The sequence below is a fragment of the Streptomyces sp. AN091965 genome (genome assembly GCF_022698285.1).
Lineage (GTDB): Bacteria > Actinomycetota > Actinomycetes > Streptomycetales > Streptomycetaceae > Streptomyces.
The window spans coordinates 5,630,100-5,644,595 of the sequence record NZ_JALDMY010000001.1 but is presented as its reverse complement, the minus strand read 5'-3'; the positions used below and the strand labels follow the sequence as shown (position 1 = coordinate 5,644,595).

At 74.5% G+C, this 14,496-nt stretch carries 12 protein-coding genes; 6 read left to right on the top strand and 6 right to left on the bottom strand.

What is annotated here, in order from left to right; genetic code table 11:
- Positions 1 to 6: 6 nt before the first annotated feature.
- Both MQV74_RS23940 and MQV74_RS23935 read right to left on the bottom strand, forming a co-directional pair.
- Positions 7 to 1,698, bottom strand: coding sequence for an ABC transporter substrate-binding protein (locus tag MQV74_RS23940; RefSeq protein ID WP_242720830.1), 1,692 nt, complete (start codon positions 1,696 to 1,698; stop codon positions 7 to 9).
- The gene (locus tag MQV74_RS23935) at positions 1,695 to 2,957 is read right to left on the bottom strand and encodes a C45 family autoproteolytic acyltransferase/hydolase (RefSeq protein WP_242720827.1); all 1,263 of its coding nucleotides are present in this window, start codon (positions 2,955 to 2,957) and stop codon (positions 1,695 to 1,697) included. Before MQV74_RS23935 ends, MQV74_RS23940 begins: the two co-directional genes overlap by 4 nt.
- A 91-nt stretch (positions 2,958 to 3,048) precedes the next feature.
- Here MQV74_RS23935 and MQV74_RS23930 point away from each other — a divergent pair, with 91 nt between their 5' ends.
- Positions 3,049 to 4,143, top strand: a complete 1,095-nt coding sequence (locus MQV74_RS23930; protein WP_278194204.1) for a MurR/RpiR family transcriptional regulator — start codon at positions 3,049 to 3,051, stop codon at positions 4,141 to 4,143.
- A 26-nt stretch (positions 4,144 to 4,169) separates the two neighbouring features.
- Here the strand turns inward: MQV74_RS23930 and MQV74_RS23925 are convergent, their stop codons facing one another.
- Complete coding sequence (locus tag MQV74_RS23925) at positions 4,170 to 4,685, bottom strand: helix-turn-helix domain-containing protein (RefSeq protein ID WP_242729052.1); 516 nt, start codon at positions 4,683 to 4,685, stop codon at positions 4,170 to 4,172.
- 199 nt (positions 4,686 to 4,884) lie between these two features.
- Here MQV74_RS23925 and MQV74_RS23920 point away from each other — a divergent pair, with 199 nt between their 5' ends.
- Complete coding sequence (locus MQV74_RS23920; RefSeq protein WP_242720824.1) at positions 4,885 to 5,619, top strand: AzlC family ABC transporter permease; 735 nt, start codon at positions 4,885 to 4,887, stop codon at positions 5,617 to 5,619.
- Positions 5,616 to 5,930 (top strand): AzlD domain-containing protein, encoded by a 315-nt coding sequence (locus MQV74_RS23915; RefSeq protein ID WP_242720821.1) that lies wholly within the window; start codon positions 5,616 to 5,618, stop codon positions 5,928 to 5,930. The genes MQV74_RS23920 and MQV74_RS23915 overlap by 4 nt, the downstream gene beginning before the upstream one ends.
- Positions 5,931 to 6,004: 74 nt before the next feature.
- Here the strand turns inward: MQV74_RS23915 and MQV74_RS23910 are convergent, their stop codons facing one another.
- Positions 6,005 to 7,771, bottom strand: coding sequence for an AMP-dependent synthetase/ligase (locus MQV74_RS23910; RefSeq protein WP_242720818.1), 1,767 nt, complete (start codon positions 7,769 to 7,771; stop codon positions 6,005 to 6,007).
- A 166-nt stretch (positions 7,772 to 7,937) separates the two neighbouring features.
- Here MQV74_RS23910 and MQV74_RS23905 point away from each other — a divergent pair, with 166 nt between their 5' ends.
- The gene (locus MQV74_RS23905) at positions 7,938 to 8,990 is read left to right on the top strand and encodes an AraC family transcriptional regulator (protein WP_242720815.1); all 1,053 of its coding nucleotides are present in this window, start codon (positions 7,938 to 7,940) and stop codon (positions 8,988 to 8,990) included.
- A 98-nt stretch (positions 8,991 to 9,088) separates the two neighbouring features.
- On the top strand, positions 9,089 to 10,255 hold the full coding sequence (locus tag MQV74_RS23900) for a lipase family protein (protein ID WP_242720812.1): 1,167 nt from the start codon (positions 9,089 to 9,091) through the stop codon (positions 10,253 to 10,255).
- A gap of 60 nt (positions 10,256 to 10,315) precedes the next feature.
- Here MQV74_RS23900 and MQV74_RS23895 read toward each other — a convergent pair whose 3' ends face one another.
- Positions 10,316 to 11,836 carry an MFS transporter gene (locus MQV74_RS23895; protein WP_242720809.1) on the bottom strand — a complete coding sequence of 507 codons (1,521 nt, stop codon included), beginning with the start codon at positions 11,834 to 11,836 and terminating at the stop codon, positions 10,316 to 10,318.
- A gap of 212 nt (positions 11,837 to 12,048) precedes the next feature.
- Here MQV74_RS23895 and MQV74_RS23890 point away from each other — a divergent pair, with 212 nt between their 5' ends.
- Positions 12,049 to 12,918 (top strand): helix-turn-helix domain-containing protein, encoded by an 870-nt coding sequence (locus tag MQV74_RS23890; protein ID WP_242720806.1) that lies wholly within the window; start codon positions 12,049 to 12,051, stop codon positions 12,916 to 12,918.
- Positions 12,919 to 12,931: 13 nt separating this feature from the next.
- Here the strand turns inward: MQV74_RS23890 and MQV74_RS23885 are convergent, their stop codons facing one another.
- A complete protein-coding gene (locus MQV74_RS23885) occupies positions 12,932 to 14,455 on the bottom strand; it encodes an alpha/beta hydrolase (protein ID WP_242720804.1) in 1,524 nt (507 codons plus the stop codon).
- Positions 14,456 to 14,496 lie beyond the last annotated feature (41 nt).

The window sequence follows — 14,496 nt, the reverse complement described above, 5'->3', positions numbered from 1 at the left end:
GGCGGCCTAGCCTTTCCGCGCGCCCAGCCGGGCGGCCCACGGGTAGTAGAGGTACGACTGGGAGGAGGGCGGTCCGGTCAGCCGGTCACTGAGGACGAGCGCCGTCGGCACCTGGGCGACGGGGATCCACACGGCGGCGTCGACGAACCGCCGCTGCGCCTCGGTCGTGAGCCGGGCGCGCTCGGTGTCGTCGAGCGTGGCGAGGGCCTTGTGGACGAGGCGGTCGTACACCGGGTCCTTGAAGCCGACCCAGTTGTTGGAGGAGTCGGACAGGCCGTTGTCGTAGAAGCCCATGGGGTCGGCCTTGGAGATGTACCAGTCGCCGACGAGGACGTCGATTCCGTCGCGGGCCTGGGGGTCGCTGTAGAACTCCTCGAACTGCGCGGGCGGCACGGTCTTGATCTGTGCCCGCACGCCGATCCGCTGGAGCGCGGCGCGGGTGGCGTTGGCGACGACGGTGCGGCCCTGGCTGCTGTCGGTGCCGATGACGACGGGGTCGTCGGGGGCGCCCGCCTCCTTGACCAGCTTCTTGGCCTCGGCGAGGTCGTCGGCGGTCGGGGTCACGGGGGCGGCAGTGCCCAACTTCTTCTGGGCGGCGGCGAACCGGGGCCGCTCATAGCCCCAGGCCCCCGCGCCGACGGGGGCGGCCCAGGGCTGCACCAGGCCGCCGTAACCGGAGTTGGCGATGCCCTTGCGGTCCAGGGAGAGGGACAGGGCGCGGCGGATCGCGGGGTCCTTGAGGCCGCCGCGCCCGGTGGGGATGAGCACGAGCGAGGCGGTGGAGGGGCCGTAGTACTGCCGGAGGTTCTTGGCGCGGCGCAGGGCCGCGGCCGTGTTCGGCGACTCGGCGTACGTGCCGTCGGCCGCGCCCGTCCGCAGGGCGTTGACCAGGGCGCTGTCGGAGGCCCAGCGGAAGACGACGCGGCGGGTCAGGGGCTTGGTGCCCCAGTAGTCCTCGTACGCCTCGATGGTGAGGGAGTCGCCGGACTTCCACTCCTTGAGGCGGTAGGGGCCCGAGCAGGCGTCGGCCTGGCCGGGGGTGCCGAACTCCTTGCCCGCGGCGGCGACCCGGCGGGGGTTCCACACGATGCCCGCGTCTCCGGCGAGCGCCTTGGTGAACAGGGCGTAGGGCTCCTTGAAGCGGATCGTCAGTTCGCGGGGTCCTGTCCTGCGCATCGAGGACACGTTGCCGAACTCGTCCGACTGCTCCATGTCCTTCGCGGCGTGCCGCTTGAGGCTCCACAGGACGTCGGCGGCGGTGAGCTTCGAGCCGTCGTGGAAGGTGACGCCGTCGCGGACGGTGAGGACGAGCGTGCGGTCGTCCGGCGTGCGGGCCTTCTCGGCGAGGAACGGCTCGACGCTCATGTCGGGCTGGAGCTGATACAGCCGCTCGCAGATGTTGGTGAGGACGACGCGGCCCGCGCTGCCGCCCTGGCGGTCCAGGTCGAGCGAGTCGGGCTCGTCCTCAAGGAGCCAGTCGGCCCGGTCCAGACGGCCCTGCGCGGGCGGGGTGGTGGCGCGCAGGGCCAGCTTGGCGGCGTCGGCGGGGGCGCCACCGAGGGCGTTGGTGTCGGCCCCGGCGCAGCCCGCCGCGAGCAGGGACGCCGCGACGAGCCCGGCGGCGGCGCGCGCGGCCCGCCGCGGCCCGGCCCCGGCCGGGCCCGTCGGGCTCGATGGTCGCGTCGGTGGGTGCGTCATCTGGCGTCTCCGAACGGGCCGTCGTACAGGTTCCAGGGAAGGTGCTGGTAGTCGCGGTCGCACGGGGTGCCCGCCGTGACGCGGTAGTCGCCGGTGGTGAGGTCCACGCAGGAGGAGACGAGCGTGGCCCAGCGCCGCAGCTCGGGGCGGCGCGGGTCCGGATGGGTGCACAGGGACTCGGGGTGCCCCAGGTGGTCGGACATCGCCTGCTTGATGATCTTGATCGACTCGTCGGGTCCCGTGGCGCCGCGCAGGGCGGCCAGGCCCTCCTCCGCGCGCGGAACGCGGACCAGGGAGTCCGGGGACAGGGGGCGGTAGTCGGGGGCCAGGGCGGCGGGCACGCCCGCCTGGTAGTGGTTGCCGTGCACGAGAAGGCCGTCCTTCGGATACATCCAGCCGTGCCCCGCGGGGGTCGTCTCCAGGTCGATGGCGAAACCTTCGCGGCAGGTGAGCAGCGCGTTCGACGCGATGTGGGCGCGGGTGCGGCAGAGCACGTCCACGGCGTCGGTGACGGCGTGCTGGTCGAGCACGCTGCGGCGCACCACGGTCTGCGGCAGGCCCACCGCGTCGCTGAAGCGCCCGCCCAGGCCGTTCGCATTGAGCGCGATGCCCGCCGAATTGGCTCCCTGGCGGCCGATCTGGCCCGCCTCGACCTGCATGATCAGGGTGGGCCTCGGGGGCTGCACGACGCGCAGCATCACCACGGTATCGGCCACTCCGGCGCGCCAGTCCCAGTTCTGTCCCGCGTACACATGGCCGTCGCCGCTGGCCGGGCCGTACGCCGCGAAGGAGGTGCAGCCGTCGGCGGCTTCGGCGGAGGCGTCGGCTGCGGCTCCGGCGGAGGCTTCGGCTGCGGCGGAGGCTTCGGCTCCGGCGGGGGTTTCCGGAGCCGTGCCCTCCGCCCGCTCGGGGGCCGCCATCCGCTTGAAGGATCTGTCGTAGATCACCTCACCGCGCGCGTTCAACGCGAGGACGTCGAGGAGGTCCACCCCCGCGCCCTGCGCTATGCCCGCCATCTCCTCCTCCAGGTGCGGCGCGTACTCCCGGACGGGCCGGAGCCAGCGGGCGGCGCGGTCGGTCACCTGGCCCCAGGTCAGACCCGCCGACTGGCCGAACGCGGCCGCGTAGTACCCGAGGGCCGCGTGCAGTTGGGGGCGGACGGCCTCGCCGTACTGCCGGCCGCGCTCGGTCGGCGTGCCGGAGATCTCGACCACGGGGAGGACCCGGGCGGATCGGTCGGAGGTGGTGCGCGGGGCCATTCTTCTCCTGTAACGTCGGTTACGAAAGGCTCGATGCTTGGAACGTGCCATCCAGCATGTAACGTCCATCACACGGGAGTCAAGACCTGTAATGAATATTTCAGAGCCGTCGGAGGGCGGAGCGGTGGACGGGCCGGACGGAACGGCGGGCGAGGCGGGCGGGATCGGCGCCCCGGGCGGGCCGACGGCGGGATCGACGGGCGCGTCGGCGGGCGGACCGGCAGGCGGCCCGGCGGGTGGCCCGGCAGGCGGCCCGGCAGGTGGCCCGGCCGATGGATGGACGGGCGGATCGACGGGCGGGCCCGATGACGCGGGCGGCGCCGCGCGGCTGCGCACCGCCGTGCGCGGGCAGTGGGAGACCCTGTCCGCCTCCGAGCGCGCCGTCGCCCAGTACCTGGCGAGCGTGCCCGCCGAGTCCCTCCTCTTCGCCTCCGCGCAGGAGCTCGGCTCGGCCAGCGGGACCAGCAACGCCACGGTGGTCCGCGCCCTCCAGCGCCTCGGCTACGCGGGCCTGCCCGCGCTCAAGCGCGACCTCGCCACGGACTTCACGGCGGCGGTCGCCCCCGAGGTGCGGCTCGCCAAGCGCATCGCACACGTCGGCCGCGACCTCGGCGGCATCTGGGACGAGGTCTTCGACGAGGCGCAGGAGCGCATCGAGCACGCCCGCCGCCTCACCCCCGACGACGCGCTGCGCACGGCGGTCGGCGTCCTCGCCGACGCGGGCGAGATCCACGCGTACGGCGTCGCCGCGTCCGAGCTGGCCGCCCGCCACCTCGCCCTCACCCTGGGCCGCGTCGGCCGGCGCGCGCGGTACGTGGGCGCGACCGGGTTCGCGCTCGCCGACCACCTGCTCGCGCTGCGCCAGGGCGACGCCGTGGTGATCTTCCAGCCGGGCCGGGACCTGGCGGAGCTCTCCGTGCTCATCGAGCGGGCGCGGGCGGTGGGCGCGCGGGTCCTGCTGGTGACGGACGAGCTCGCCGAGCGGTACGGGGGGCGCGTGGACGCGGTGCTCACCGCCCCGCACACGCCCACGGGGATCACCACCGAGGCATTGACCGCCCTGGTCGTGGCGGACGTCCTGCTCCTCGCGCTGACCACGCTCGACGAGGCCAGGGCCGTGGACACGTCCCATCAGCTGACGGCCCTGCGCGAGCAGTTGCTGGCACCCAGGCCGCGCAAGGGATAGCGCCCCGCCCGACCCCCGGGCCCCTCCTACACGTGCTGCATGACCAGCACGAACGTCGTCCCCGGCACCAGCGCCTCGTACGCGTGCGGCACATCGCCCCGGTACGCCATGTAGTCGCCGGGGGACAGCTCCACCGGCTCGTCGCGGGGGCCCGCGAGGAGGCGGCCGGTGGAGACGATCAGGTGCTCCACGGTGCCGGGGTTGTGCGGGTCGGACTCGCGCGCCGGGCCGGGCTCCATGGCGCCGTGGTAGATGTCGCGACGCAGGCCGGACGGGCCCCTGGACAGCAGCGTGCCCGCATACGAGGAGCGCTCCGCGTGCATGGTCGGGCCCTCGCCCGCGCGAATGACGGTGACGGCGGGGGCGGGCGACTCCATGAGCGCGCTGAAGGGCACGCCGAGCGCCACGGCGAGCGCCCAGACCGTCTCGATGCCCGGGTTGCCGGTCGCCGCCTCCAGCTGGGACAGCGTGGACTTGGCGATTCCGGCACGCTTGGCCAGCTCGGAGAGGGAGAGCCCGGCGCGCGCCCGCTCCCGGCGCAGCGCCTCGGCGACCCATTCGCGCGGGGCGCGTGGAGCACTCGGGGTGCGAGGGGCGCGCGGGGCCTCCGCGCCGCCTTCGGCGCCTTCGGCGCCTTCGGTGTTGTGGTCCGTCCTCACCGTTACGACTCCCGACCGTTCGGCATACCAGTCCATTCGTTCGCCTTGACGAACATGATCCCCCTGAACCATCCTACGGGTCATGCGTTCGACACAGCGAACGGATGACCCGACAGAGCGAACAAACGGGTTCGTCCGTTTCTCCGACCTGCCCTCCGACGTGCTCCGCGACATCGCCCTCGTCCTGCTCGCCGACCTCGTCGTCGGCGTGTCCTTCGGCGCCATCGCCGTCGCGGGCGGCCTGCCGGTGTGGGTGCCGGTCACCATGTCACTGTTCGTGTACGCGGGCTCCGCCCAGTTCAGCGCGGTCGCCGTGCTCACCTCGGGCGGCGGCCCTGCGGCCGCCGCCGCGACCGGGCTGCTGCTCAACACCCGCACCGCGGCCTTCAGCCTGGCCGTGGCCGACAGCCTGGGCCGCTCCTGGGCGGCGCGGCTCGTGGGCGCACACCTGGTCACCGACGAGACGGCGGCGTTCGTCCTGGCCCAGCCCGACGCGCGGCGACGCAGGGCCGCGTTCTGGATATCCGGGATCGGCCTGTTCCTGGCCTGGAACGTGAGCGTCCTCGCGGGCGCGCTCGCCGGCTCCGCGCTCGGCGACACCGCCCGGTTCGGCCTCGACGCCGCCTTCCCCGCCGTGCTCGTGGCCCTCGTCCTGCCCGTCCTGCGCGACGCCGACGGCGGCGCGCGCCGGGCCGCCGCCCTCGGCGCGGTGCTCGCCGTGGCGGCGGCTCCGGTGCTGCCCGCGGGCCTGCCCGTGCTGCTCGCGCTCCTCGGCCTGCTCGCCGTCGGCCGCCGTCCCGCCGGAGGTGCGGCATGAACGCCCAGCTCGTCTGCGTCCTGGCCCTGGCCGCCGGGACCTATGTCTTCCGGCTCGCCGGACCGCTGCTCCACGGCCGGGTCGAACTGCCCGCACGCGTCCAGGAGTTGCTGGCCGTCGCGGCCACCGTGATCCTCGTCGCCCTCCTCGCGACCGGCGCCTTCACCGAGGGGCACGCCTTCGCCGGCTGGTCGCGCCCGGTGGGAGTCCTGGTGGGGGCGGCGCTCGCCTGGAAGCGCGCGCCCTTCGTGATGGTGGTCCTCGGCGCGGCGGGCGCCACGGCCCTGCTGCGCCTCGCCGGGCTGCCGTAGCCCGCCGCCCCGCCCCTCGGTGACGGGGCCGGTCCCCCACGGCCCGGCCCCTGCCACGCCCGGCAGGCCCCCCGCTACGCCTCGCCGCCCCGCCGCAGCCCGCCGTACAGCTCCTCCACGACCGGCCCGTACCGCTCCGTCACCGCCCGCCGCCGCACCTTCAGGCTCGGCGTCAGGAGCCCCGACTCCACCGTGAAGTCCTCCTCCAGGACGGCGAAGCCGCGGATCCGCGCCGGGCGCGACACCCGCGCGTTGGCCTCGTCGACCGCCTCCTGGACCAGGGCGCGTACCGTCGGATCGGCCGCGAGCGGCTCGGTGAGGGCGACGCCCGCGCGCCCCGCCCACCCCGTGACCTCCTCCGCGTCGAGCGTGATCAGTGCGACGGGGTAGGGCCGCCGGTCGCCGACGAGGACCGCGCGCGAGACGTACCGCGAGGCCTGGACGGCGAGTTCGGTCAGCGAGGGCGTCAGGTTCTTGCCGCCCGAGGTGATGATCAGGTCCTTCTTGCGCCCGGTGAGGGTGAGGTAGCCGTCCTCGTCGAGCGCGCCCAGGTCGCCGGTGTGCAGCCAGCCGTCGGCGTCGAGTGCCGCGCGGGTCGCGGCCGGATCGCCGTGGTAGCCGGGGAACACGTTGGGCCCGCGCGCGAGGACCTCCCCGTCGTCCGCGATCCGCACCTCGCAGCCCGCGATGGGCCGCCCCACCGTGCCGTACTTGACCGCACCGGGGTGGTTCAGGGTGATGACGCCGCCGGACTCCGTCATCCCGTACCCCTCGAAGACCTGGATGCCGCAGGCCCGCAGGAAGTCCAGGACGTGCGGGGCGATCGGCGCGCCGCCGGTGAGGGCCCAGCGCACCCGGCCCCCGAGCGCCTGTCTGACCGGCGTGAACAGCGCCTCGTCCGCGGCCTCGTACGCCTCCCCGAGCTCCGGCGTCAGCGCCCCGTCCGCCGCGAGGACGCCGACGCGCACCGCCTCCGCGAAGCGCTCGCGGCCGCCCTCCCGGGACTCCGCGAGGGACAGGACCGTCGAGTACACCTTCTCGAACAGGCGTGGCACCGACGGCAGATGCGTCGGCCGGGCCTCGGCCAGTTCGGCGACGACGTCCTCGATCCGGCCGCCGAAGTACACGACCGTGCCGCCCTCGATGAGCGTCGTGACCTCGATGAGCTGCGCGAGCAGGTGCGCGAGCGGCAGATAGAGGTACGTCGCGTCCCCGGGGCCGCCCTCGATGAGCGGCAGCGACGCGTCCTGCACGGCCCCGAGGTTGCCGTGGGTGAGTACGCAGCCCTTGGGCGGCCCCGTGGTGCCGGAGGTGTAGATGACGGTCGCGGGGTCCGCGGGGCCGCGGCCGCCCGCCCGGTCGAGCAGCACCTCGTCGGTGACCCCCTCGGCGTCCTCGTACGCCCGCGGGTCCGTCATCGCCACGAGCCCGCGCAGCCCCGGCAGTTCGCCGCGCAGCCGCTCCACCTCGGCGACGCGCGCCGCGTCCTCGCACAGCACCACCGAGGCGCCGGAGTCCCCGAGGACCCAGGCCAGTTCGCCGGCGCCCGCCGTCGGATACACGGGCACGAGAACCGCGCCCGCCGCGAGCACCCCGAGGTGCGCGTACGTCCACTCGGGGCGGGTCTCGGCGAGCACGGCGACCCGGTCGCCGGGCGCGACGCCCATGCCGACGAGCGCCCGGCCCACCCGCCGCGCCTCGGCGCGCAGGGCCTCGTACGACACCTCCCGCCACCGCCCCGCGCGCTTGAACCGCAGGGCGGGCAGCGTGCCGTGGCGGTCCGCCGCCCACTCCGCGAGCACGGACAGGGTCGGGGGCCGGAGCGTCAGCTGATCCGTCATGCGTCGACGCTAGGGACGTGGACCGGCCGCACGGCATGACGCGAAACGTCACCACGGCTGACCCGCGCGCTCACCACCGCGCGCCCCCGCCGTGAATCGGCCAACCCCGCGCACGCCGGCGGGCACGCCCTTCTTGAGCAGGTGCCCTGCGGCTAACGTCATGGTCATGGCCAGGCGGACGATCACCGTGCACCACGTGCGGGCCGTGCTGCGCGGCGTGGAGCGGCGCGGCATCGACACCGCGCCCCTGCTCCAGACCGCCCAGATCCCGCCCCTGCTGCTCGGCGACGACCGGGCCCGGATCACCGCGCCCCAGTTCGCCCGGCTCTTCCGGGAGTTGTACCGGACGACGCACGACGAGTTCCTCGGCCTCGGCTCCTCGCCCAGCAGGCCCGGCACCTTCGCGATGATGTGCTACGCCGCACTCGGCTGCCGCGACCTGGGCGCGGCCATGGAACGCGGGGTCACCTTCTACGGGCTCTTCCCCGGCGGCCCCGACCTCGTCCTCACCCGCGCCCCGGACGCCGCCGTCTTCACCGTGCGCAACGACCTGGAGCAGGACTTCTTCCTCGCCGAGTGCCTCGTCATCATCTGGCACCGGCTGTGCAGCTGGCTGATCGGCCGCCGCATCCCGCTGCGCTGGGCCGACTTCGGGCATCCGCCGCCCCCGCACAAGGACGAGTACGAGCTGCTCTTCGGCTGCCCCGTGCGCTTCGGCGCCGAGCGCACCGGCGCCGGGCTCGCCCCGCACTGGCTGAACGCGCCGCTCGTGCGCGACGAGGACGCGCTCGCGGCGATGCTGCGCCGCGCCCCCTTCGACCTGCTCTCGCGGCGCGACTACGGCACCACGGTCGCCGAGCAGGTGCGCAGGACCCTCGCCACCGCGCTGCGCGCCTCGCCGCGCCTGCCCTCGCTCGGCGAGATCGCGGCGCGCCTCGCGCTCAGTCCGTCGACGCTGCGCCGCCGCCTCGCGCTGGAGTCCACGTCGTACCAGGAGCTGAAGGACGCGGTGCGGCGGGACGCGGCGATAGCCGGACTCGCGGAGGGCCGCGAGCCGATCGCGGACCTCGCGGCGCGGCTCGGCTTCTCCGAGGACACGGCGTTCCACCGGGCGTTCCGGCGGTGGACGGGGACGACACCGGGCGCGTACCGGTACGCGTACCGCGACGGGTACGACGGAGCTGTGCCCGGCCGTGGTCCCGGCGGTCAACGAAGCTGAGCGTTCCCGCCAGCCCCGCGCCTACTCGCGGGTCACTACGGTCGTCGGCGTCTGGGTGACCAACGGCCCAGCCCCCCACGCACAGTTGGGAGACCCGCATGCACGTACGTACGTCCTTCAGATGGCTGGCGGTGACGGCGGCGGCGGGCCTGGCGGCCGCGACGCTCGCCTCCACCCCGGCGCAGGCGGACGACGCGAAGGCTCCGGGTGACGTCGTCAAAGCCGAGCCGAGCGCCTTCCACCCGCTGCCCGGCCAGCCCACGCACACCAAGGCCTGGAAGATCCACTACCGCTCGACCACGGCGAAGGGCGAGCCGAACACCGTCTCCGGCACGGTCATCGTGCCGCAGGACGGGCACAAGGGCCCGCGCCCGCTGATCACGTACGCCGTCGGCACGGTCGGCGTCGGCGACCAGTGCGCGCCGAGCGCGGGCTTCCCGCGCGGCACCACCCTCGAAGCCAACCTCATCCAGCAGCTCACCCTGCGCGGCTGGGCCGTCGTCGTCACCGACTACGAGGGCCTCGGCACGCCCGGCGACCACACGTACACGGTCGGCCGCGCGGCGGGCCACGCCGTCCTCGACGCGGCCCGCGCCGCGATCCGGCTGCCCGAGGCGGGCCTCGCGGGTGTGTCGGCGGATTCCCCGGTCGGCATCATGGGCTACTCGCAGGGCGGCCAGGCCACGTCCTGGGCGGCGGAGCTGCACCGCTCGTACGCCCCCGAACTGAAGGTGAAGGGCACGGCGACCGGCGGCGTGCCCGGCGACCTGCCGAAGGTGGCCGCCTTCAACGACGGCTCGTACGGCGCGGGCCTGATCTTCATGGCGGCGATCGGCCAGAACGCGGCCTTCCCCGAGCTGAACCTGGAGTCGTACCTCAACCCCGCCGGGCGCTCCCTCATCGGCGCGCTGCGCACCAGCTGCGTGGCGGACGGCTCGGTCCTCGGCGCCTTCAAGAAGATCAGCGACGTGACCACCAAGAACCCCCTGGAACAGCCCGACTGGCGCCAGCGCCTGCGCGAGTCCCAGGTCGGCACGCGCGCCCCCGACGCGCCGGTGTACCTCTACCACGCGCTCGCCGACGAGCTGATCCCGTACGGCGTCGGCAAGCAGGTCCGCGAGGACTGGTGCGCGAAGGGCGCGCGGGTCGAGTGGCACCCGATCCCGCTCGGCGAACACGTCAGCGGCGTCATCACCCAGTCCCCCCTGGCGACCCAGTGGCTGGCCGACCGCTTCGCCGGCAAACCCGCCCCCGGCAACTGCTAGCCACGCCCCCCCCTGAAACACGCGCCGCGCGAGCCGGGACCCCGCTCACGCGGCGCGACCTCAGCGTCGCCCCCGCGGCAGCCGCCACACCGAAAGCGCCGCCGTGGCGAGCAGCACCAGGCCCACCACCACGAGCCCCTGGCGCATGCCGTTCAGCGAGAAGCCGCCGTCGCCGCCGATGAGGGCGCCGAACAGCGCCACCGAGAGGGCGCCGCCCGTCTGGCGCAGCGAGTTGAGGAGGCCGGAGGCCGTGCCCGCGCGGTGGCCGGGGACCGCGTCCATCAGCAGGGCCGTCAGCGCGGGCACGGCGAGCGCGCCGCCGATGCCGGTCGGTACGAGGAGGACGACGACCAGCCACAGCGGGGTGTCCGCCGCGAGCGGGAGCAGCGCGAACATGGCCGCGGCCAGGATGAGTTGGCCGGTCACGATCACCGGGCGGCGGCCCGCGCGCTCCGCGAACCGGGGCGAGACGAGGTTCGTCGAGGTGATGAGCACCGCGAGCGGCACGAACGTCAGGCCCGCCGCCACCGCCGACATGCCCCGCAGCTGCTGCAGGTACAGGCCGAGCAGGAACACCACCCCGTAGAAGCCCGCGTTCACCGCGAAGCCGACCGCCAGCGACGCGCTGACCTCGCCCTTGCGCAGCAGGGACAGCGGCACCATCGGCGCCGGGTGGCGCCGTTCGGCGGCGCGGAAGGCGAAGGCCGCGGCCACCGCGAGCCCCGCAGCGAGCAGCACCGAAGGGCTCGTCGGGCCCGCGTGCCCGCCCTCGATGACGGCGTACGCGAGCGCGCCGAGGCCGAGCACGGCGGTGAGCTGGCCGGGCACGTCCAGCGGCGCCGGGCGGCGCGGCGACGGCGCGGTGCGGGCGAGCAGCGCCAGGATCAGGGCGCCCAGCGGCAGGTTGAGCAGGAAGACCGCGCGCCAGCCGACCGTCTGGGTCAGGACGCCGCCGAGCACCGGGCCCGCCGCCATCGCCGCGGAGCCGCCCACCGTCCACAGCGCGATGGCGCGGGCGCGGCGCTTCGCGTCGTCGTACGCCTGCCGGATCAGCGCGAGCGAGGCGGGCATCACGACGGCGGCCGCGGCCCCCTGGGCGACCCGGGCGGCGATGAGCGCGCCGATGCCGGGGGCGAGGGCGCAGGCCAGCGAGGCGAGCGTGAACAGGGCGGTGCCCCAGGCGTAGGCACGCCGCGCCCCGGCCCGGTCGGCGAGCGCCCCCACGGAGATCATCAGCGCCGCGAACATCAGCGTGTACGCGTCCACGACCCACTGCAGGCCCGTCATGCCGCCGTGCAGCGAGGAGCCGATGTCCGGCAGGGCGATGTTGACGGCGGAGACGTCGACGGTGATGACGGTGAAGCCGAGGAGGGAGGCGAGGAGGGCGGTGCCCGCGCGTGGTGCCGGGCGGGGTGCTTCCGGTGAGCCCGGCGATTCCGGCGATTCCGGTGATTCCGGTGATTCGGCTGCTTGTGCTGCTTCCGTTTTTTCTCTTGCCTCCGTTGCTTCTGTTGCTTCTGTTGCTTCTGTTGCTTCCGGCGAGGCCGGGGTGGGGGCCGGGACGCGGACGGTGGTGGACATCGGGCGTTCCTCTCTGGGGCCGTCGCGGAGCGGCGGGGACCGGGGGCAGCGGGGCGGGAGACCGTCGCGGAGCGGCGAAGGCCTTTGGCCGAGGCGGCCTCGGCACCACCCTCGGCCCTGGCCGCCGCCCCCGGCAGACCGCCGTGTTCCTGGCCCTGACACGGCCCCCCACCGGCCCACCGCCGCGCCCCGGGCCCGGGGACAATGAACGTATGAACAGCAACGGCGGGACCGAGCTCGGCCGCTATCTGCGGGCGCGCCGCGCCCAGATCCGCCCCGAGGACGCGGGGCTCCCGGCCGGGGCGGGCATCCGGCGGACGCCGGGCCTGCGGCGCGAGGAGCTGGCGACGCTCGCCGGGGTGAGCGTCGACTACTACACGCGCCTGGAGCGCGGCCGCGAGTCCAACCCGTCACCGGCCGTGGTCGACGCCCTGGCACGCGCCCTGCACCTGCGCGGCGACGCCCACGAGCGGCTGCACGAGCTGGCGGAGCTGGCCTCGGGCCGCCTCTCCGAACCGCGCCCCACCGACGAGTTCACCGTCCGTGAATCCGTGCACCGGATGCTGGAGGCGCTGCGCCCGCTGCCCGCGTACGTGGTGAGCCCGCACAGCGACATGCTCGCGGCGAACGCGCCGGGCCGCCGCCTCATGCCGGGCCTGTGGGACTGGCCCGCGCCGGAGCGCAACCTGGTGCGCTATCTCTTCCTGCACCCGGTGGGCCGCACCCTCTACGTCCCGTGGGAGGAGACGGTCGCCCTGTCCATCGCGCATCTGCGCGCGGTCGGCGGCCGCGACCCGGACTCCCCGCGCCTGACCGCCCTCGTGGGCGAACTGATGCTCAAGTCCCCCGACTTCGCCCGCCTCTGGGACCGCTACGAGGTCTGCGAGCGCGGCGGCGGCGTCAAGTCCTTCGCGCACCCCAAGGCCGGCCCGATGACCCTCACGTACGAGGTCATGTCCCTGGCCCGCACCGGCGGCCAGCGCCTGGTCACCTACCAGGCCGAGCCGGGCACGGCCGACGAGGCGGCGCTGCTCCGCCTGGACTCCGCGGCCCGCACGACGGCCGCGCCGAGGACGCGCTAGGGCCGGCGGGAGGTCACTCCCGCCACTCCGCCGAGCACGAACTCCCGTTCTTCGGCAGCTCCTTGTACAGCAGGAACCCGTCGACCTTCGCCTTCACGCACTTGGAGCCGAAGTAGCCGGTGTGCCCGTCGCCCTTGTTGTCGAGCACGACCGCGGCCGAGCCGAGCCGCTCCGCGGTCTCCACCGTCCAGCGGTACGGCGTCGCCGGGTCGCCCCGCGTCCCGACGAGCAGGAGCTTCGGCGTGCCGACGTCCCGTACGTCCTTGCGGATGTACGAGGTGCCCGCGGGCCAGCCGAAGCACATCAGGACGAGCCCCAGATTGTGCTCGCCGAAGACCGGCGAGGCCTCCTTGAACTCCCGCTGGAGCCGCCCGATCTCCTTCTCCACCTTGCGCGCGTCCGGCCGGTCGGGGTCGTCGGCGCAGTTCACCGCGGCGAGCGCGGCGGTCTCGTTGTCCTGGGGCACGTCCTGGCGCCCCATGCCCCCGGCGCCGCCGACGCGCAGCAGCGCCCGCGGGTCGCCGTCGGCGAGCAGCGCGCCGAGCGCCTGCGACAGGGCGGGCCAGGCCTGACGGCTGTACAGGGCGGAGCCGATCACGCTCACCACGTCCTGACCGGTGAACTTCTCGCCGTCCGTGGAGCGCAGCGGCATCGCGTCGAGGTCCTCGATGACCTTCACCATGGTCTCCCTGGCCCGGCGCGAGTCGTTGCCGAACACACACCCGGCGTTCTTCGTGCACCACAGCAGGAAGTTGTCGAGCGCGGTCTGCTGCCCCTCGGCGGACACGAGCCCCTGCTCGTCGACGGGCTCCGTCAGCGTGTCCACGCCGTCGAGCACCATGCGCCCGACCTTCTTCGGGAACTGTGCCGCGTACACCGCGCCGAGCCGCGTCCCGTACGAGAAGCCCAGGTAGTTGAGCTTCTTGTCGCCGAGGGCCGCGCGCATGACGTCCATGTCGCGCGAGACGTTCACGGTGCCGATGTGCTCCAGGACGGGGCCCGACTCCTTGGTGCAGCGCTCGGCGGTCCTGCGCAGCTGCTCCAGGACGGCCGCCGCGTCGTCCGGGTCGTCGAGCCCCTCGGGCTCCGGTTCGTCGCCGCAGCTCACGGGCTCGCTCAGGCCCACCCCGCGCGGGTCGAAGCCCACCACGTCATAGCCCTTGCCGAGGTCCCCGAAGCCCTTCAGATCGGCCCCGAGCCCGGCCACTCCGGGGCCGCCGGGGCCGCCGAAGTTCACCAGGAGCGAGCCGCGCTTCTTGCCGCTCGCCTTCACCTTCAGCATGGCCAGATCAACGGTGCCGGACCCCGGCCGCGCGTAGTCGAGCGGCACGGTGAGCGTGCCGCAGCGGACGTCCCCGTTCTCCGTGACCGTCTCCGGGAGGTTCTGCTTCTCCGGCGTGCAGGCGGCCCACTTGACCTTCTGGGCGTAGAAGCGCTTGAGGTCCGGCCGTGGGGGCGCGGATCCCGTCGTGGTGGCGGGCAGGGCCGTGACGGCCAGGGCGAGGGCGGTGACGCCCGTGAGCGCCGGTATGCGCACGGCGGCCTCCAAGAGGTGCGGTCCCCTTCCGCAAGGCTAGG